We start from the raw sequence: 18,450 nt of genomic DNA on the forward strand, positions 1-18,450 counted from the left end.
CCAGTGCTTTCCTTAAGCTATTTACCAAAAGAAAGGATTATAATGATGAGAAGGAAGTTTATGAGTTCGGTTTTGGCTCTGGTGATGTGTCTGATACTGTGTGTCCCAGCGTTCGCTGCTACTATTACAACTGGTAATGGACAAAATCAAGTTCCCGTAGTTGATGCAGGTGAAAAGGTCGAAGATGAGTCTCCCATGACCAATGGGGACAGCGCCCCCGAAACTGAGTCCCCTATGGCCGAAGTGGGCAATGCTATCGAAGGTGAATCACCTACGGAAGAGCAAATTGACACCGCAGCGGCGAATAGAATTACCTTTACTAACTGGGCATTAACCTCTATTCGGATTCCAGATTCAACCAGTATGTTGTCCAAAGGAGTTGTCCTCAATGGTATTATAACCTATGAGGTGAAAATCAAGGTTCAGGTAAAAAACAACGGAAGCAATTACGCAAATCAATCGGTTACATGGAATACCTCGGCATCAACGTCAAATGCAAAGATTATCACCAAGGATACCAGAACCAATGCGAGCGGTATCGCAAAGATAACGTTCCATGTGCGTGGCATTGAGAAACTTCCCGTTACCATTACCTGTGCAAGTATAAGCGGAAGTAAGACTATTGACCTGGGAACGAGAGCAACTTATATCACTAATTTTCAGCGTACCCATTATATCACTGCCCTCGAATCTGACTACAAGGGGCAAAAAATTTCTGTGGCCGGTCTAAGTGGCACTTATAGGAGTGATTTTCTTGCCGATGTTAAGGTACAGGGCTCTGGCAAGGGAGAAGATGGCAAATACATAAGTTACTATGGCGGTAAGTATAGTTATCGAAAGCCGACCACTGCAACAGGAACAGAACCGAAAGTTGGGCAAACGATTGCGGTTGACTCTTATTATATTCCCCGTGTCCTCCGTAATGGTTCTTACTACCGAGGATACGTTACAGTCCAGGGCGGGATCGGCCACAGAATTGCTGAGGATAGCGGCGGCGGCATTGTAGGGCGGCATATTGATGATTATGTAGGCGTTGGAAAAAGTTCTCGGGATTCTAAGGACGGGTATTACCAAATTCTATTTATGGGAGTAAATAGTGATGGGCGTTCTGCCAGCAACAATTTTCTGTTAAGCGATTCAACTGATGTGGAAGCGGATGGTCTGGAAGAAAGTGCGGTATTTACGCCTCGGGCCCCAGTTACATGCAAGTCTGAAGACGGCACCTATTTTGCCTATGAAGGAGACGCTGACGCTTCTAAGGTAAATTCAATTACAGTTTCTGTTGTTCGAAACGGAAATGACCGAAATACATCCGATGATGTTAAATTTGACCTTGCTCCTTCCGTCACAAGCGTGGATAATATGGAAATTGCAAATAATTCATTGGTGACTATCGGTCACGTGAACCCGTCTGTCAAGGTATATCAGGAATTCAATATTGATACGCAGGAACTTATCAAGCAGTATTATGGATTCGGGTTTACCAATACGAACAAAGGATTGTTCTACGTGGAAGCTCCTCAGCATTTTTCTGGGGTCATTGGGCTGAACAGGATTATGGATGGCAGTGGCAATGTTCTGTACGAATCAGATGAAAACGTCCGCATTCTTGGAGACCTCACGCTCAACGGCTCAACGCTCTCCTTTACAGAGTTTAATACAGAAAGTGGAGAATCCAGCGCCCAGACCGTGAGTATCACAGCGCGGCTTGATTCCGTCAGTAGCTATTATGCTTAATCTGAACAAATGTGTGCTCACATTGCTGGCAATCATTGTGGCCTGCTCTGGGTGTTCCAGTGTCTCTGGAAGCAACCCCACCAATTCTTCGGCCGAGAGAAATGCCCAAGCGGTTGTGTTTGTTAGTAGCTATTTTGAGGAACCAGAGACCAGAGACTTCATTGCTGAACCCGAGCTACTTTCGATAAATGACAGTCAACTCAGTGTCATCAAGGTATCTGGAAAGCTCAATGATGGCGAATACCCCATGGACACCTTTGCTGTGGATGCCGCTTCTGGGATAAAATACTTTTACTCTCAGGAAAAAAAACAGTATGTGGATTTCCTTTGGGACCCCTTTTTTGCCAGCGCGGATTCCCCAGATGGAAAGTACAGAGCTGAAAGTGCAGGGATGAGTGAGGAAACCGTCAGCGGCCTTGTCTTACTAAAGGAGATGCGAGTCATTGATTTGGAAAACGGCAAAACACTGTGGTCTGACAGCGGGTTTTTAAATAACCAATTTTTATGGTCGCCCGACGGAAACTATTTAGCAATCCGATGCACTGGCAGAAAGTGGACTGAGACGAAGATCGTTGAAGCTAGGACGTGGAACGAAACGTCAAATCCAAACATCAATGACTTCTTGCTCGCAGTAGACCAAGAGGTAGACTTAGCTGATGCAGGACTAACCGTGATAAAACCACTGAAATGGGAGACGGACAATTTGTTATTACTTAAAGTGGAATGGGATACAAATACAGGGGAGAAAGTTACAGGTGAGTTCCAATACAATATACAGACTCACGTCTATTCCAATGTAAAACTGGAAACTAAATTGGCCGGATAAAAGAAACATACAAATTCCAAACAATCGAGTAGGAGGCTCTCGTAAATAGAGAGCCGACCTCTCACACCACCGTGCGTACCGACCGGTACACGGCGGTTCAACCGCATAAGTGCAAGGACTCGTAGTAGCTGAGGATGCTAACGTATCCCGCTGCTGCGAGTCTTTCGTTTGTAATGGAACATTTCAATACATGACTGCCGGCGATACGCCAATAACCCAGTCTGGAATTTCCCCACTGGTAAGCCTTGTCAGCCGGGACGCCCAGCTTTCTCAAGTTGGCCACCTTGGTTTTGGGCGTCTTCCACTGCTTCCAGATGTACATTCGGAACCTACGCCGCAGCCATTCATCCCAAGACATCAGTCGGCACAAAGAAAATGGCCGTGAAGGACTTTTTCCTTGAAGCCGAAACCAATGCTTTTGTTATCGCGGCAAGGCCCACAAAAACGGAGCAGTGCCGGTGCAGCCGGTGCCATCGCAAGGCAAAATACTACGACGGAGGACGCCGTGCAGTATGCTGTTTCAATTCCATGCGCCAATGCTCTGGTGTACTATGAAAAAATTCCAACTATACGGTCTGTGTCTGAAGCGCTACAATGAAGATGTATTTCAGGGCGAAGTAAGTTAGGGCGGAGTAAGTTAGGGAGGAACAGCGACGGAAAGGGGGTTAGTGCGCCCTCCGCCAGCCTCAAACGACCTGGAATTGAATAAAGGACAAGAATGAAACCGTAATTGCTCAATGAAGCAGTTGCGGTCTTTTTTTGTCCCCAAATGAAAGGAGCAAGCAGATGAATGTCACAAAGCAGACTAATTGAGCTGAGCTACTATGACCCGGCAGCACAGGTGCGTCTATCCGTTTATGCGGATACAGTGGTGCTCGATCACAACAGCAAGGGCGGCGTGATCAGCGCAGTCCGATTTGGTGGATACCCGGAAATGGTCCGGGCAATGTCCGATGCCATCTATGGCGGAGCGACCTTGGAAGCCACCCAAAACAGTACGACCCGAATGCTTCAGAGCAATGTCAAAGGGTATCAGCGCCAGATCTCCCACGATGGCGTTTATGCCGTGGCGACCCTGATGGCAAGCGACGACGCCCAGACCGATGACCGTTCGCAAAAAGGCGACGGCGATGGAGAAATGGAGGGTCAAGAAGCCCTGCAGCCCCGCAAGTGCTATATCTTTTGTCCGCAGGGAGACCGTGACCGCCTGTTTGAAGAGCTGGACCACAAAACGGCGGCGCCACTGATCCCGGCGTTCCGGGACTATGTTCTAGACTCGCTGCAGCAGCGTGGAGATCTTCGTCAGCTGGAGGTCATTTCCCTGAAGGAGAAAATGGACGCATGGGTGCTGGACTTGAAGCCGGAGGATAAGAATATGGTCGAAGTCCTGGAGCAGGGCCTGAAAGACGGAAGTATTCAGATCCCCGGAGCAGTTGACGGCGCACCGGATGGTTTTGACGGCGTAGAAAATGTCACGGGGTATCTCAATACCTTCGGAGTCACCGTGGCAGACCGCATCCGGAATCAGTTCATGCCGCTCTTTGATCCTGCCAGCGAGCCTCTATCTGATGAGGTACTGGAGATCAACGACTGCATCATGGGCCGGGCGGGCTATTCCCTGTATGATGCCCAACTTGCGGTGGCCGAGGCCGTCAAGCGTCAGCTGGATCGAAAGAGCGTTGCGTTCATCATTGCGGAATGTGGGTCCGGCAAAACGAAGATCGGCTCGACCGCTTTAGGCGCTCTGTATGGTCTTTGGGCATCCCAGAAGCGAGGCAAAAAAGAGAAATCCTTCAACCTTGTCATGTGTCCCTCACACGTGACCCGGAAATGGGTGCGTGAGATCGGAGAGACCCTTCCGGACACATACGGAATGGTGGTACACAGCATTGCCGATTTGAACCGGCTGTATTCCATGTACGAGCAGGGCGATAAAAATGTCTATGCTGTCTTTTCCAAGGAACGTGCCCGGGATGGCTATATGCGCTATCCGGCTGTGAGGTGGAACAAACGACAGCGGGCATTTCTCTGCCCTGACTGCAATGAAGTAATCACCATGGAGATCAGCGAAGATGGCAGCCGCTATACCGTGCCTGCTGACCAGTTCTTCTTCCAATCCGAACACAGGAAGAACCACCGCTGCCCAAATTGCGGTACAGTCCTATGGTCTGCGGTCAATCCCAGCAGACGGATCGAGTGGGTCAAAATCGGAGAGTACGGCTGGGTACACCGCTATGGAGCTGCGGCGCACCTCAAACGCACCAAAAGCGAAAGAGTAGTGGAACAGCTCACCCAAATCATGGAGAACCCGGAGGGGGCCTTCCCTGTTCGCGGCGCACAGCGGCGTTATCCTCTAAGCACCTATATCAAGAAAAAACTGCGGGGACGGATTGACGCTTTGCTCTGCGACGAGCTGCATGAGTACAACAATAACAGTGGCCAGGGCGACGCCATGGCAGAGCTGTTTGGAGTCTCGAAGCTGTTTGTCGGCATGACCGCCACCCTCATCAACGGGTATTCCTCCGGTATCTTTCACCTGCTCTACCGCATTGTTCCCGGGCTGATGCTCAAGGATGGCAAAAGCTATCGCAGGCCCAGCGATTTCGATGCCGAGTATGGCGTAGTGGAAAATACCTACGAGATCAAGGATGGCGAATACAACTCCAACCGGCGAACCAGTAAGCGTAAGGCTAAGACAAGGCAGCTGCCCGGCGTATCGCCACTGGTATTTTCACGGTTCTTGCTGGAATACACGGCCTTCTTATCTCTCTCGGATATGGGCAAAGACCTGCCTGACTACGAGGAGATACCAGTTCCGCTGGAGATGCCGGAAGATGTGTATGGTGCCTACAAGGAAGCGGAAAAGGAATTGCAGCGGGTCCTTCGCACCGACCGAAAGGTGGCGCAGAAGATCCTCTCTACCTATTTGAACCTGCTGACGGTCTATCCCGATCAGCCCTATGACCAGCCGGAAGTGGTACACCCTATTGACGGGGTACCCATCGTCAAGCCAGAGAACTGCGGCGATTTTACCCGCCTGCTTCCCAAGGAGGAAAAGGTTTTGGAAATCGTGCGGCAGAAAGTCGCCAATGGTGAACGGGTATTGATCTACACCAGCTGGACACGGACAGACTCCCAGAATAAGCTCTTGAAGCTGCTGCGGGAGGAAGGCTACCGTACCGAGGTCCTAACGCCCCAAGTCCCCACGGAAAAGCGGGAGGACTGGGTGGATAAACGGGTCAAAAACGGGCTGCAGGTGCTTATCACGAACCCTCGCTGTGTGGAAACCGGCCTTGATCTGAACGCCTTTACCACCCTCATCTTCTATTCCATGGGCTATAACCTCTTTACGCTGCGGCAGGCATCCCGCCGGTCATGGCGTATCAATCAGACGGCGCCCAGAGTGGAAGTGTATATGCTTTTCTATGTGGATACGATGCAGGCCAAGGCCATGAAGTTGATGGCTTCCAAGCTGGCTGTAGCGGGTATCATTGAGGGAAACTTCTCAGAGGAAGGTCTGGCGGCCATGAGTGACGTCAAGGATCTGACCTCCCAGATGGCAAAGGAATTGGCACAGGGCATCAAGGACAATGTGGAGGATATTGCCACTGCCTTTAAGAAAATGGCAATCATCAACCCCAACCGAAATCAGAAAGTTATGGAAGTCAAGCAGGAAGCGGCGTCTGCTCCCGCCCAGGAGTGTGTTGCTTCCGAGTCCCCGGACTTTGGCATTAGGACCGTAGAAAACACGGAACGCCAGAGGCTGTATGAGGGTCTGCTTGTGAGAACACAGGAAGAACAGAAGAAACGCAAGTCGAAGAAGCCAGTGGTGGATGAAAACCAGCTGTCGCTCTTCGGCTTTGTTGCTTAAAGGAGGAGATTTTTTGATCGTCACGATAAACCGGGCTGAGTTTCTGGATGCGGCCAAACGGGCGGCCTCCATCGCACCGGCGGAGTCTCCGCTGGATGTGCTAAAGGGCGCTTTGATGGAAGCTGACGCCGCGAGCGGTAAGCTGACCATCACCTCCACCAATATGGAGGTCGCGCTGGTAGAAAAGCTCCCCTGCTCCGTGCAGGAGGAGGGCTCGCTGGTGTTCAGCGCAAAGATGCTCACAGAGATGCTGCAGCGCCTTCCTCTGGATACGGTGCAGATCTCACGGCCTGAAAACCAGGGGCGTACCGCACTGAGAAGCGAAAATGCCTGTTATGAAGTGGACGTATGGGATCGGGGCGCCTTTCCCAAGCCTGACCTACCCTTTCCGGAGGATACGGTCAAGCTCAGCGGAATCCCTGCTATGGCCCAGCGCACGGTATTTGCTACGGCGCAGGACAACAACAAGCCTCTTCTCAAGTGCGTCAATCTCAAGTTCACCGATGTGGGACTGCGCGCAGCCGGCAGCAACGGCAGCTGCATCGTCACTGCCAAAGGCGATGACCAGAGCAGGGGCGACATCAGTATGCTGATCCCGGCTACCTCTCTTGGAAAGCTGGCCCGTATGTGCGCCGATAAGGATGAGTTCCGTGTGGGAACCACCGGGAAAAACATCGTTTTTTTCAAGGAGAATTTCCTGTTCAGCGCCCGCCTCATGGAGGGCGGCTACATCGACACGGATCTTCTGCTGAGCACCATTAAAAACAGCTTTACCGTGCTGACGGATATTCAGGACATGAGAAATGCCCTGACCTCTGTTCTCACTGTGGAGCCGGAAGGAAAAGTAAAGCTGTCATTCAAAGATCAGCGTCTGGAGTTCTATTGCAGCGGGAAATACGGCACCGCATCCGCGCCTGTGGATGTGATCGCCCTGACCGGTGCGCCTGCAGGCGATTACTGGTTCTCTTCACGGCAGCTTGGAACCTGTTTGAAGGCATTGACAGGAACCGCCACACTGGGTATCGCCAGTGGCGGGATGCTGACGCTTAGCACCCAGGACGCCTACTACATGCAAAGCGCCATGCGGCCGCAGAAAACAGAGAAAACCGCTGCGGCTTCTGCTGTGAAAGCTGCGTAAGGAGGGTGCGATTGGAGAATCCGAAGATTTGCCGCTACTGCGGCGGCACTGTCCATCTCGTTCCCGCTGCGAAAGTCTACGGTTCGGCAGCGGCGAAGCGGTTGGGCATTGAGCAGGAGAAATTCTACCAATGCCAGAACTGCAATGCCCGCGTCGGGTGCCATAAGGGCACAGATCGGCCCATGGGCAACCTTGCCAACGAGGCGCTGCGGATGAAACGCAAGGAGACCCATCAGGTCTTTGACGGATTTTGGAAGTCCAAAGGCATGAGCAGAACACAGGGGTATAGGTGGATGGCAAAAAAGCTGCGGCTGTCTGAAGAGCTTGCCCACATCGGCGGGTTTGAGATGGACCGGTGCCAGAAGCTGATCAACCTGTGCCATAAGGAAATGAATAAATCTGCGGCAGAAAACCGAACAGAAAATTGACAGGAGGCATCATGAATGTGTGAAGAAAAGGATTGTCGCCAGAAGTTCGGCTCGCTGTGCTCATGCAACCCCGTACAAGCTGGTGACACATTCCAGATGGCAATTCATCTGGCGGAAAATATCACGGATGTGGACTGGCATCTGAGCTATCAGAGCATGGAGTGCGTCACCCCCTACCAGCTTTGTCTGGTTGGCAGGTGCAGGATCTGTGGCGGGCGGCTGTGCATGGAGCAAAAGCCCTTTGGGGTCAACACCACCGATGATTTCCTTGCCGCGTTGTACCGCCACCTGTACCAGTTCCATCGCAACATGGGGCAGCGGCTGAGCGAGAAGGAATTTCGCTCCAAGTTTGTGGAAATGTTCCGTGAGGAGGACAAATCCTTTGTGACAGAATGGCTTGCCAGACCGGAAAACAGCCATGTTGCCCGGATGTACCGCAGAAGCGTGAGAAAAATCTATACCATCGTCCACACCTCCGTAGATGCTGACCGTGGCAGCTTCCCCGATCCTCTTGGCATGGGAAGCTATACAGATCAGCAGACGGCGCGGGATGAACTGTGGCGTCTGGTGGAGAAGGAAAAGGAAGAAATGGACATCCATTTCGATCCCGATTTGTACCGTGAGGAATACGGCGATGATTTCTGGGAGGCGTATCAGGATGGGTATGCCGCTGCATGGTTCACCCGGTATCAGATCCTGGAGTGTCCGCTGTATTCGGTAGATAAAAAGGAGGATGAAAAAGATGTCTAACATGAGCTATTGCCGCTTTACCAACACCCGAAGCGATCTGGATGACTGCCTGAACGCGCTGTGCCGTGATGAACGGCTGAGCGCAATGGAAGCCCGCGCTGGGAGAAATATGTTCAAGGAATTTCTGACCTTTTGCAGAGATCAGGACATTATCTCCGATTATGATGGCGAGGTGCTGGATAGCTTGTTCCGAAACCTGAAGGAACGCGACTGTGACGATGAATGAGAGGTACGGATCATGGACCTGAGAAAACTGACCTGCTCTGAATGCAAGAGCCATCTCCATTACATGGAGCCTATGCCCGTGAAGCAAAAAGGCGTCACCATGCACTTCGGCGAGCGTTTTTGCCTGGGCGGAAAGAAACCCCGCCGGTTTGGCCGCAGCGATTCCAGGATCTATGTGCCCAGCTGGTGTCCCAAGCGCAAGGTTCCCAGTGAGCTGCGTATCTACGGGTTTAAGAGTACGGAAGCGTGGATGATGCACCATGATATGTGCCAACATCTGGGCAAAGCCATTGCTCCGTCTGCATTCCGGTATGCGGTGGCCTTTGAATTACACACGCCGCTGACACCCCGGGAGTTTGCCAAGCGGTGCAACGAGGAACCGGACGCGGAGACTTTGGGCGTGGCTGTTCATCGGTATTACGTGGTGGAGATCGACGACGGTATCAAGCCGACCTTCTTCTACAAGACGGAGAATGGCTATCATCTGCTGGGACTGTTCGATAGCGAGACTGCACGAAAGAATGTCAAGGAGGACACTGTTTGAAGGAACAAAAGAAGCACTGCAATACCTGCGCATCCTCTTACTATCAGGAGGAAAAAGATTTGAACGGCGGCAAGGGTTTGGTTCGGATGCAACACTGCAGCAATCCGCACTATAACTCGCCCAATTACACCAATCAGATGTTACTGGAGGACTGGAACAAGGGCTATTGCCGCCTTTGGGAACCCAAACCAGAGAAAGGAACAGATTATGAAAAACAATTATTCCATCGTACAGCGCAATGCTCTTGTGGAGGACCATCTTTGGTGCATTAACAGCTTCATGGAGAAAAACCGCAAGTTGGTGAAAGCAACTGGTATGGAGCATGATGACGTTTTCCAGCAGTTAGCGCTTCGCCTTATCAAGGCTGTGGCAGGCTATGACCCCGATAAGGGAGCGCTGCAGCAGCACATCTTCGCTCAGTTCAAATACGAACTGCTTGACTGCAAGGCGGCTTACCGTCTGTGCGGCATGACTGGCGCACCGAAGGAGTTCCGCAAGAGCCATATCGTCTCTTTGGATGCGCTGTCCGAGAACAACGACCTGTATGAGCAGGCGCTGGCAGCGTAAGTGGAGGGTGATATGGTAATACGAGAAAATGGTGCCGTGTTTTGTTTCGGTGAAAAGGAGTTCAAGATTGGCGGCGTTGTGTTTGCCAACGATGAAAGCGAGTACATGGGCTTATACGGGACAGTGACGGAGATACGCACTGATGATGACCGGGAAACGGAGAACGACACCCCGGACATCTACTGCGAGTTTCTTCCTCCGCCTTCGATTGCGATGGCCGCAGAACTGGGAGCCCGGTTCTCTGATTTGTACGATCAACCCAAGGAATTGGAGGAGATCCCGCTGGACTTCGTGATCATGTCTCCCGAAATGCTGGAGCCGGTTCCGGCAAGAGCAGAAGAAAGTCGGGGAAACCTTATGACACTGACCTGTGTAGAAGATCAGGACGACAACATTCCGGGCGGCACGCTGGCCATCTCCAATGACTTGGGTGTGCTGCTGCGGAAAATGGCAGACGATCTGGAAGAGTACGATTATGCACCTGTGCTGACCCGCGTGGAAAAGACGATCAGCGGTTACCTGTTTACCTATGGAGACCTCGAAAACCAGGAAGATGGGCTGTGTATGGTTTACATCATAGCGGAAACACCGGTGCTGCCGGCAAAAAAGAAATGGAGGAAAATGTGAATGACACTGAGAGATAAAATGCTGGCCGTGATCGCCGATGTAAATGCCAGCGTGGCCGAACGCGAGGAATTGGTGGAGATGATCGCCATCGCCCTCCTGACCCGAAAAAACCTGTTCATTCTGGGCGCCCCCGGGCAGGCCAAAAGCTATGCTATCAATCTTTTCCGCCAGCATATTACCGGCGCCCGTCAGTTTGAACGTCTGCTCTCTAAGCAGAGTGACGAGGAGCAGCTTTTCGGCCGTGTAGACCTGGCAAGTCTTCTGCCTGGCTCTGTCCCGCAGGCTGTTCTGGACAAGGACGATGTATTCAACCACCAGCGCTTTAATCTGCGTGTGATGGTGGACGCCGTTGGCGGCATGAAGGATGAACCTGCCACATGGGAACGGCTTCGCGCAGATACGGAAAAGCTGGAGAGCTACAAAGCTGCTCTGGCGGCGCTCCATCAAAATGAGCCGACTGTGCAGACCACTGGTAAGATTCCGGAAGCGGACATTGTGTTCTTGGATGAGATATTCAAGTGCAATGATGGTGTGCTCAACTCTCTTCTGACAGCGCTCAACGAGCGCAAGTACACCAACGAGGGGCGTACATATTCCATTCCTACTGTTTCTTTCTTTGCGGCATCCAACGAAATTCCCAATTTCAACGATCCGCAGGAAAAGATTCTGGAGGCGCTGTATGACCGTCTGGAGTTGAAAGTGGTCACGGAAAACATTGAGGACCGGGCCACCCGTCTTGCCGTTCTGAAAAGTAAGCAGGAATGTGCTTTCGGACAGGTGTCCGTCACCATTTCCATGGAAGAGCTGGCTGAAATGCAGCTTGAGGTGGCTGCGATTCTTGTGCCAGATGCCGCCAATGAGTTGGCCGACGATATTCTCTGTGAGCTTCGGAAAGCCGGCGTTTTTGTGTCTGACCGCAAGTACCTGAGCTACTATCCCATCGCCCAGGCCAAAGCGTGGCTCTCCGGCCATTCCAAGGTGGAACCCTCCGATCTGCTGGCGCTGAAGAATTATCTCTGGCGTCTGCCTACTGACCGGGAGAAGGTGGAGAACGTGCTCAACCGGCTGTGTGTCAATCCGATGCTGGATAAGGTCAACAATATCCGTGGCATGGCGCTGGAGTCCCAGGAAGTCTTTGATTCCACCCGGGGGGACGGCAGCAATGTGGATGTCGGCCGCAAGGCGCTGATTAAGCTCCGCGGCGAGTTGATCCGGCTCTATCAGATGCAGTGTGAGCTTCGTGCCGCTGCCCAGTCTGACAGTGAGACCGCTATGGTGGATGCACTGCTGGCCGACCTTGAAAAGATCAGCCGACAAGCATATGAGGAGTGCGGTTTCACCTACACATCTCTGAAAGAAATTGCCGTATTGAATTAAACGGAGAGGTACGGTGATGCCGGCCGCTGCCACCACTGGTATCCGGTGCAGGATGATGAGCCCGCACCACAAACACAAGAGGAACATACCTAAATAAATTATTTACTGGAGGAATTATTATGCTGAACAGAATTATTTTGATGGGCAGACTGACCCACGACCCCGAGCTGCGCAAGACCCAGTCAGGCGTTTCCGTGTGCTCGTTCTCTATCGGGGTGGACCGTGATTATAAGGCACAGAACGGCGAGAAGGAGACTGACTTCTTCGATATCGTGACCTGGCGCGCTACGGCGGACTTTGTGAGCAAGTTTTTCACCAAGGGGCGTATGGCTGTGGTGGAAGGACGGCTGCAGAACCGCGACTGGGTAGACAAGGATAAGAATAAGCGCCGCTCTGCTGAGGTGATTGCCGATAATGTCTACTTCGGTGACTCCAAGCCCAAGGACGGCAGTGGTGATAACGGCGACATACCCTACTACGGCGGCTATCCCGGCTCCGATGATGGGTTCAGCGTACCTCCCGGATTCGTACCCAATTTCGGAGATGAGCCGGGCGGACTGCCCCTGTAAGCAGAATCAGAGGGAGGGCTTTTGCCCTCCCTCTGCCTTAACACACCAGATTTGATGACATAAAAAAACGGAGGGCATACATGATTGCAGCAGAAAAAATGAAAGCATTGCTTGAATGCGGAAATGTAATCAAAGGCTTTGTGTATCAGGATGAACAGCGGGAAGAGCTGTGGTTTGAGGGAACGCCAGAGAATATCGCATCTTTCATTGCGCAGCGCCCCTGTGCACATCACATGATTTTGACGGACTGTCTGGACCGCCTTATTCTGAGCACCATTGGCTATTTCATTGACACCTGCCCGGACCGGGAACTCTGTGAGCACGTCAAGGAATTTTTGTTCCCTATGCAGATGGGCATGAAGGCTCCTGCCTCGGTGTTTTCACCGTCCGTAGATGAAGTGGAACTATATTGCAGTGGATGTGAGGAATAAGAGATGGAGAGAAGCATTTTAGGCCGCCTGCTGACCGAGTGTCCGTTTCAGGAAACTCTGGACGATACGGAACTGGTGGAAGGATGCTCCTTCCCTGTTCCCAAGCTGAAAATCGGGCACCTCCGTGCCGACCACGACGGTTGGCGATGGCACAACACCGTATGGCCCTGCCACCGCGCACTGGCGACGCCGGAGATCTGTAAGGAGATTGACCGTGTGTATGATAAGCTGACTGCGGCCGATGCGCTGAAGGATCTGCCTGCGCTGCGTCGGTTTTGCAGCAGCTACATGGAGACGTGCATTGACAAGGAGTATCATGAGGAGTTCAGCTTCTTCTATACGGGAGAGCACTGCGACTTCTGGATCAGGCTCATCACCCGCAAAGGCGACTACAATCTGTACCTGAATGCCTATGCCAAAGGCCAGAATCGAAAGAAGTATTTTGATTTTCTGGAAAAGTTGCGCGAGTCCGGTGAGACCAATATGTATGGTGCCGTGCCGTATCTTCAAGACAACTTCAGAGAATTGCGCTATGCGCCGGAAGATGCAAAGCGTATTCTGCTGGATTGGTTCAAAACCTTTGAGGAGAAAGGGGCGAACAGCGAATGCTGAAGGATTACCGCACCATTCAGGATGTCCTTGCATCTCCCTGGGCGCAGCAGCCTGTTGAAAAAAAGGCGATGCAGGAGCAGACAGATCGGGTGCTGCGCTCCACCAAGCTGGAGAGCAGCATCTATCATGACCTGAGAAGTGAGGACGCAGCAATGGACGAGATCGAGCAGTCAGCCTGTCAGAAGCTGCGCTCCTTCCCGGCCCTGTCACAGGATGTATTCCAGTCCTTCTATTCTCTGATGCCACGGCGCAACGAAGAAGATGCCCTTTCTGTGACGGCACGAAAATTCAACGTACCCATTCTGGAGCATATCACTCGAAGCGAGGAATATCCCACGCTGAAAACGGTATGCGAAGGCAGGGAGCTGCCTGCCTATGAAGCAGCTGCGGAGTTTGTTTCCAGAGCTTCCGGCGAGTTGGATGACCTGCTCTCCCAGTTAGGCGGGAAGCAGGGCGCTCTCAATACGCTGGAGAAGCTGGAACAAGCAGAAGGAACGGCGGCCAGTGAGCTATCTGGCCTTCTGGAGCAGCTGAGACAGAGCCAGCAGAACAATCCTACGCTGAATGATGCGGTGGTAAAAGCCGCCAATGAGGCGCAGAGCAAGCATCGGCAGGTAGAGGCTGTCAGCAAGCTCATTGACGCCAGTCAGACGCAGAACAGCACGTCTGTTTCGGGTATTATTGAGCAGGCTTTAGGCGCCGCAGCGGAAAAAGCTGAAGAAGTGCAAAGCATCATCGGCGCTTGGAGCAGCGATCCTGCCGATCTGAAGCGGACGCCTGTAAACGAGGCCCTTCTTGCACGTGTACGCCAGAGTAATACGCTGCGGGATATTTCCAAGTATCTCGGCCGCTTTCGGGAGATATTCGCCCAGGGAAAGCGCAACGGCTTTGCCTATGGCCGGGGAGAAAAATACTCTCTGGAGTTGGGGAATGACCTGTCCCGGGCACTGACCTCGGAACTTGCCATGCTGGCCTCACCGAAAACGCTGCCGCTGTTCCTGCGAAAGTATCAGCGTAAGCAGATTAAGCAGTACCGTAGGCGGGAACCCATCTATAAGGGCGCCGGTGATATCATCTGCTGTTTGGATGAGTCAGGCTCTACCTCGGGAGAACTGGCATCTTGGGGCAAAGCTGTTGCCTTGACCTTGCTGGAAATCGCGGAAAGCGAGGGACGCAAGTTCGCCCTGGTGCACTTTTCTGGCCCGGGCAGCTTTAAGACGGACGTCTTTCTCCCCAAGCAGTATTGCGCGGAGGATAAGATTCGTGCGGCAGAAACCTTCCTTGACGGTGGTACCGATTTCCGCACACCGCTGGAAGAGGCATTGCGGCTCATGAAGGAGGACGGTTTTGAAAACGCCGATATTGTGTTCATCACGGATGGCGAGTGCGAACTGTCTGAAAGCTGCATCGAAGAACTGCGTGTGGTACAGACCGAGCACCGCTTCACAGTGACCGGCATACTGCTGGATCAGGATGATGCGGGCATGGATTTCAGCCTGAAATCATTTTGTCAGAACATCTATCGCACAAGTGAACTGACCGGCGAACAGGTCATGCGCGGAATCATATCTAATAGGGTATCGTAACTATTTAAAGTCAAAGCGGAGCTGCTGGGGCAGCTCCGCTTTTGCTTTGAAATGGGGCGCTTTTATGTTAGGTATTAGGTGCGTTCTCAAAACCGGCATCAATTGCAGGCCAATCCGAAACGTCAGCAGGGTCAAAACCCGAAACAGCTGAACTACCCAAATGCAGGGTGTTCAAGTCAAAAAGATAGGACCCCGTATAGCCGTAATTAAAGTTGCCGATGTACTCAGAAGTTACATGATTAAAATTGCTGTCAAAATAACAACAGAACATGGAATTGTATGGCGCAAAAACCGGGCTGGACTTTGTAATCCCAATCTCCGCCTGGCTCTACTTTGCTAACCCAGAATCCAACGGTTGCACCCCCGGGACTCAAATTCGGATTGACTAATACTAACTGAAGCATATCCATGTGGTACTCATGGAGGGTGTCATAATTGTTCTGACACATATGCATGGCCGTCCTTCTCTTTGCCATGACCACGGCAGTCATGGGCTGCTATCAGAAAGAGACGGAGCCTATCGACATTCCCGGCAGAACGCCTTCCGGCACATCTGCGCCTCAGCCATCAGCGACTCCCGCGGGCGAAGTTATCCCCTCGGTGGACAGGCAGGCAGAGCTGGCGGAAGCCAGAGCGAAGAATCCCGACACCGTGGCGTGGCTGTATATAAACCATCAATAAAAGTCAGGTAGAAATTTTGGGAAATCCCGTGAGGAGAAGCGTGCGCGTTTATGATATGAGCTGTTCTTGGTTTTGCTTGTATTATCTCCCCGACGGGCCGCTGCAGACTATGAAAAAAGTGCAACTATACAGATCGAAGGGCCAATGCTACAATAAAGGTGTATTTCAGGGCGAAGTAAGTTAGGGCGGAGTAAGTTAGGGAGGAACAGCGACGGAAAGGGGGTAAGTGCGCCCTCCGGAGCCCTCAAAAAGACCTGGAATGAAATAATGGACAAAGAACGAAACCGTAATTGCTCATGGGAGCAGTTGCGGTCTTTTTTTGTCTCAAAATCGAAAGGAGCAAACAATTATGAGTGAACCCAGCAACAGCGCGTGGCCTTTTTCCGAAATCAGCGAAACAGAGGGATTTGACATCAATGCCATTTTCGGGAGCGGAAACAATGCAGCGAGTCAGGGAAACCCGTTTGAGACTCCTGCCGCAGACGCAGTGTCTGCCGCACCTGTTCCCGCGCCTGTGGTGCAGGAAACGCCGCCGGCTCCCGTAGCAGCGCCCGCACCGGCTTCTGCCGCTGCCCCTGCTGTTCCGGCACCCAAAGTACCTGCTCCAGCAAAGTCTACTGCTGAGGCCACCGCAGAAAACCCCATTGCGGCGGCGTTTGAGCAGAAGACAGCGGAGAACACCAAGCAGGGCCTTTTGGAGAAGCCTCCGGTGTTCTACCACAAGGGCGTGAAAGAGGACATCGAGGACGCATCTATGACCTTTGAGGAACTGCGCATCAGAAAGTCGGAGGATTTTACGGATCTGGAGGAAGGCAAACGCGTGTCCTGGAGCGTGGAATACTGCGGTATCCGTAAGGAGGTCAGAGACCCCAAGGGTACCACGATCATTTCCATGAAGGAGATGATCGAGCGGTCCCGCGATTTCCTGGAAGCCCTCAAGAAAACGAAAGACAAGAATCCGTGCTGCTACGTCAAGCCCAAGGTGGAGATGAAGACCAAAGGCAATGCCGCTACCTACAAGGGTAAGTTCGGCTCCCTGGAGGAGGCCCGTGCCTCCGACAAGGTCATCTGCCTGATTCCCTCCAACGATGGCAGGATCTACGAGCTTCGCAAGATGGAGCAGGGCGAGTTCATCGCCCCCAAAAACAATGTGACCGATTTTGCTGAGGTCAGAGCCGGGTTCACCCCGGCTCTGCCTAAGATCCCCGCCAGTCTGATGGGTCAGATCATTGCCTTTTTTCGTGCCTTCATGGCGGAGAACGATGAAAACGAGGCGCTGGCTTTGATTTACTGGGATAAGGTCAAGCGGGAGTTTTTTGCCTACGTACCCAAGCAGACTGTCTGCAAGGTGGAAATCGAGGCCAACCTCCACGACTGTCCCTACGATGATGCGGAGCGGTATATCTGCTATGCGGATATCCACTCTCACAACAGTATGGACGCTTTTTTCTCTCCCAAGGATGATAGCGACGAGCGCTCCACGGGACTGTACTTCGTGCTGGGCAATCTGGATCGGTTCTATCCTGACATCAAAGCCCGCATCTTCTGTGGTGACACCTTCGTGCCCATCGACCCGGATACGGTGATCGAGGGGCTGGAGCAGCAGTTCCCCGAGAAGTGGCTGCAGCAGGTCACCATTCAGAAGCGAAAGAGCGAAAGAGCAGCACCTGCCCGAGAGAAGAAGCGCGGCCTTTTCGATATGCTGGCGGAGGTGGGGCTATGAAATTCCCTACGGATCGTCCGGTAAAGGTGGTCATGCTGGGTGCCGGTGGGACAGGGGCTTATGTTGCGCCCCATGTTTACCGCCTGCTCCATGTTCTTGACCGCCCTGCACGGTTCATCATATGCGATGGTGACATCGTGGAGGCGAAGAACCTGATCCGGCAGAACTTTGTGCCTGCTGACCTTGGTGAGAACAAGGCCCGTGTGCTGGCAGAACGCTATTCTACGGTTCTGGGCATAGAGACGGAGTATGTTCCCAACTTTATTGAGAAGCTGCCTGATTTGATGGAGCTGATCCAGCCTAACAACTGGAAGTCAAATCCCTATTCCTATCGTGAGATCAAGGAAATGGTGATTTTGCTCGGCTGCGTGGACAACAACAAGACCCGCCAGCTCTGCCATCAGGCGTTCAATCAGTGTGAAAACTTGATCTACATCGACAGCGGCAATGGCGAATACACCGGACAGGTGGTGTGCGGCGTTCGGAGAAACGGACGCACGGTACTCAAATCTATTGGCGGTGTCCACCCGGAAATGCTGAAAGCAACCGATAAGTTCCCGTCGGAAGTGAGCTGTGCTGAAGCTGCGCAGGAAGATCCCCAGAGTATCGCCGCCAATATCGCGGCTGCCACGGCTGTTGTGATCATGGTCTACAACATCCTGGCACATGGGGAAAATCTTGCCCGTCAAACGGACTTCTCCACCAAGACGGTGCGGATGCAGACGGTCGCTGAAAAGCAAAGGAGGAAAGCAGCGTGA

General features: G+C 52.4%; 20 protein-coding genes. 19 read left to right on the forward strand and 1 reads right to left on the reverse strand.

Going from position 1 to position 18,450, the window contains the following annotated elements; all coding sequences use genetic code 11:
• Window positions 1–60 precede the first annotated feature (60 nt).
• The 16 genes from ACQRD3_RS09025 (at window position 61) to ACQRD3_RS09100 (ending at window position 15,288) form a co-directional block, all read left to right on the forward strand.
• Complete coding sequence (locus ACQRD3_RS09025) at window positions 61–1,737, forward strand: hypothetical protein (RefSeq protein ID WP_278904255.1); 1,677 nt, start codon at window positions 61–63, stop codon at window positions 1,735–1,737.
• Window positions 1,738–1,759: 22 nt separating this feature from the next.
• Window positions 1,760–2,563 carry a hypothetical protein gene (locus ACQRD3_RS09030; protein ID WP_278904253.1) on the forward strand — a complete coding sequence of 268 codons (804 nt, stop codon included), beginning with the start codon at window positions 1,760–1,762 and terminating at the stop codon, window positions 2,561–2,563.
• A 790-nt stretch (window positions 2,564–3,353) separates the two neighbouring features.
• Window positions 3,354–6,434: a helicase-related protein gene (locus ACQRD3_RS09035; RefSeq protein ID WP_427781088.1), complete on the forward strand. Its 3,081-nt coding sequence runs from the start codon at window positions 3,354–3,356 to the stop codon at window positions 6,432–6,434.
• A gap of 13 nt (window positions 6,435–6,447) precedes the next feature.
• A complete protein-coding gene (locus ACQRD3_RS09040) occupies window positions 6,448–7,572 on the forward strand; it encodes a hypothetical protein (protein ID WP_343121044.1) in 1,125 nt (374 codons plus the stop codon).
• 11 nt (window positions 7,573–7,583) lie between these two features.
• Complete coding sequence (locus ACQRD3_RS09045; RefSeq protein WP_343121045.1) at window positions 7,584–8,000, forward strand: zinc-finger-containing protein; 417 nt, start codon at window positions 7,584–7,586, stop codon at window positions 7,998–8,000.
• Window positions 8,001–8,096: 96 nt separating this feature from the next.
• Window positions 8,097–8,750, forward strand: a complete 654-nt coding sequence (locus ACQRD3_RS09050) for a hypothetical protein (protein ID WP_427781090.1) — start codon at window positions 8,097–8,099, stop codon at window positions 8,748–8,750.
• Window positions 8,743–8,976 carry a hypothetical protein gene (locus ACQRD3_RS09055; RefSeq protein WP_343121047.1) on the forward strand — a complete coding sequence of 78 codons (234 nt, stop codon included), beginning with the start codon at window positions 8,743–8,745 and terminating at the stop codon, window positions 8,974–8,976. Before ACQRD3_RS09050 ends, ACQRD3_RS09055 begins: the two co-directional genes overlap by 8 nt.
• Window positions 8,977–8,988: 12 nt before the next feature.
• On the forward strand, window positions 8,989–9,519 hold the full coding sequence (locus tag ACQRD3_RS09060; protein ID WP_343121048.1) for a hypothetical protein: 531 nt from the start codon (window positions 8,989–8,991) through the stop codon (window positions 9,517–9,519).
• Window positions 9,516–9,791, forward strand: coding sequence for a hypothetical protein (locus ACQRD3_RS09065; RefSeq protein ID WP_343121049.1), 276 nt, complete (start codon window positions 9,516–9,518; stop codon window positions 9,789–9,791). The genes ACQRD3_RS09060 and ACQRD3_RS09065 overlap by 4 nt, the downstream gene beginning before the upstream one ends.
• A 43-nt stretch (window positions 9,792–9,834) precedes the next feature.
• On the forward strand, window positions 9,835–10,086 hold the full coding sequence (locus ACQRD3_RS09070; protein ID WP_427781093.1) for a hypothetical protein: 252 nt from the start codon (window positions 9,835–9,837) through the stop codon (window positions 10,084–10,086).
• Between the two features lie 12 nt (window positions 10,087–10,098).
• Window positions 10,099–10,713, forward strand: coding sequence for a hypothetical protein (locus tag ACQRD3_RS09075; RefSeq protein ID WP_343121051.1), 615 nt, complete (start codon window positions 10,099–10,101; stop codon window positions 10,711–10,713).
• Window positions 10,714–12,090: an AAA family ATPase gene (locus ACQRD3_RS09080; RefSeq protein WP_343121052.1), complete on the forward strand. Its 1,377-nt coding sequence runs from the start codon at window positions 10,714–10,716 to the stop codon at window positions 12,088–12,090.
• 119 nt (window positions 12,091–12,209) lie between these two features.
• The gene (locus ACQRD3_RS09085; protein ID WP_343121053.1) at window positions 12,210–12,659 is read left to right on the forward strand and encodes a single-stranded DNA-binding protein; all 450 of its coding nucleotides are present in this window, start codon (window positions 12,210–12,212) and stop codon (window positions 12,657–12,659) included.
• An 80-nt stretch (window positions 12,660–12,739) separates the two neighbouring features.
• The gene (locus ACQRD3_RS09090) at window positions 12,740–13,090 is read left to right on the forward strand and encodes a resolvase (protein WP_343121054.1); all 351 of its coding nucleotides are present in this window, start codon (window positions 12,740–12,742) and stop codon (window positions 13,088–13,090) included.
• 3 nt (window positions 13,091–13,093) lie between these two features.
• Window positions 13,094–13,702, forward strand: coding sequence for a hypothetical protein (locus ACQRD3_RS09095; protein ID WP_343121055.1), 609 nt, complete (start codon window positions 13,094–13,096; stop codon window positions 13,700–13,702).
• Entirely contained in the window at window positions 13,696–15,288 is a 1,593-nt protein-coding gene (locus tag ACQRD3_RS09100; protein WP_343121056.1) for a VWA domain-containing protein, read from the forward strand. The genes ACQRD3_RS09095 and ACQRD3_RS09100 overlap by 7 nt, the downstream gene beginning before the upstream one ends.
• Window positions 15,289–15,355: 67 nt before the next feature.
• On the opposite strand, the gene ACQRD3_RS09105 is transcribed toward ACQRD3_RS09100, so the two are convergent.
• Entirely contained in the window at window positions 15,356–15,559 is a 204-nt protein-coding gene (locus ACQRD3_RS09105; RefSeq protein WP_427781097.1) for a polymorphic toxin type 44 domain-containing protein, read from the reverse strand.
• Window positions 15,560–15,741: 182 nt separating this feature from the next.
• On the opposite strand from ACQRD3_RS09105, the gene ACQRD3_RS09110 reads away from it, so the two are divergent.
• From ACQRD3_RS09110 to ACQRD3_RS09120, 3 genes are all read left to right on the forward strand, one after another.
• Window positions 15,742–15,969: a hypothetical protein gene (locus ACQRD3_RS09110; RefSeq protein ID WP_343121057.1), complete on the forward strand. Its 228-nt coding sequence runs from the start codon at window positions 15,742–15,744 to the stop codon at window positions 15,967–15,969.
• A gap of 349 nt (window positions 15,970–16,318) precedes the next feature.
• Window positions 16,319–17,692 (forward strand): hypothetical protein, encoded by a 1,374-nt coding sequence (locus tag ACQRD3_RS09115; RefSeq protein ID WP_343121058.1) that lies wholly within the window; start codon window positions 16,319–16,321, stop codon window positions 17,690–17,692.
• A complete protein-coding gene (locus ACQRD3_RS09120) occupies window positions 17,689–18,450 on the forward strand; it encodes a ThiF family adenylyltransferase (RefSeq protein WP_343121059.1) in 762 nt (253 codons plus the stop codon). The genes ACQRD3_RS09115 and ACQRD3_RS09120 overlap by 4 nt, the downstream gene beginning before the upstream one ends.

Source organism: Candidatus Pseudoscillospira sp. SGI.172, assembly GCF_050313575.1.
Classification (GTDB): domain Bacteria; phylum Bacillota; class Clostridia; order Oscillospirales; family Oscillospiraceae; genus Vermiculatibacterium.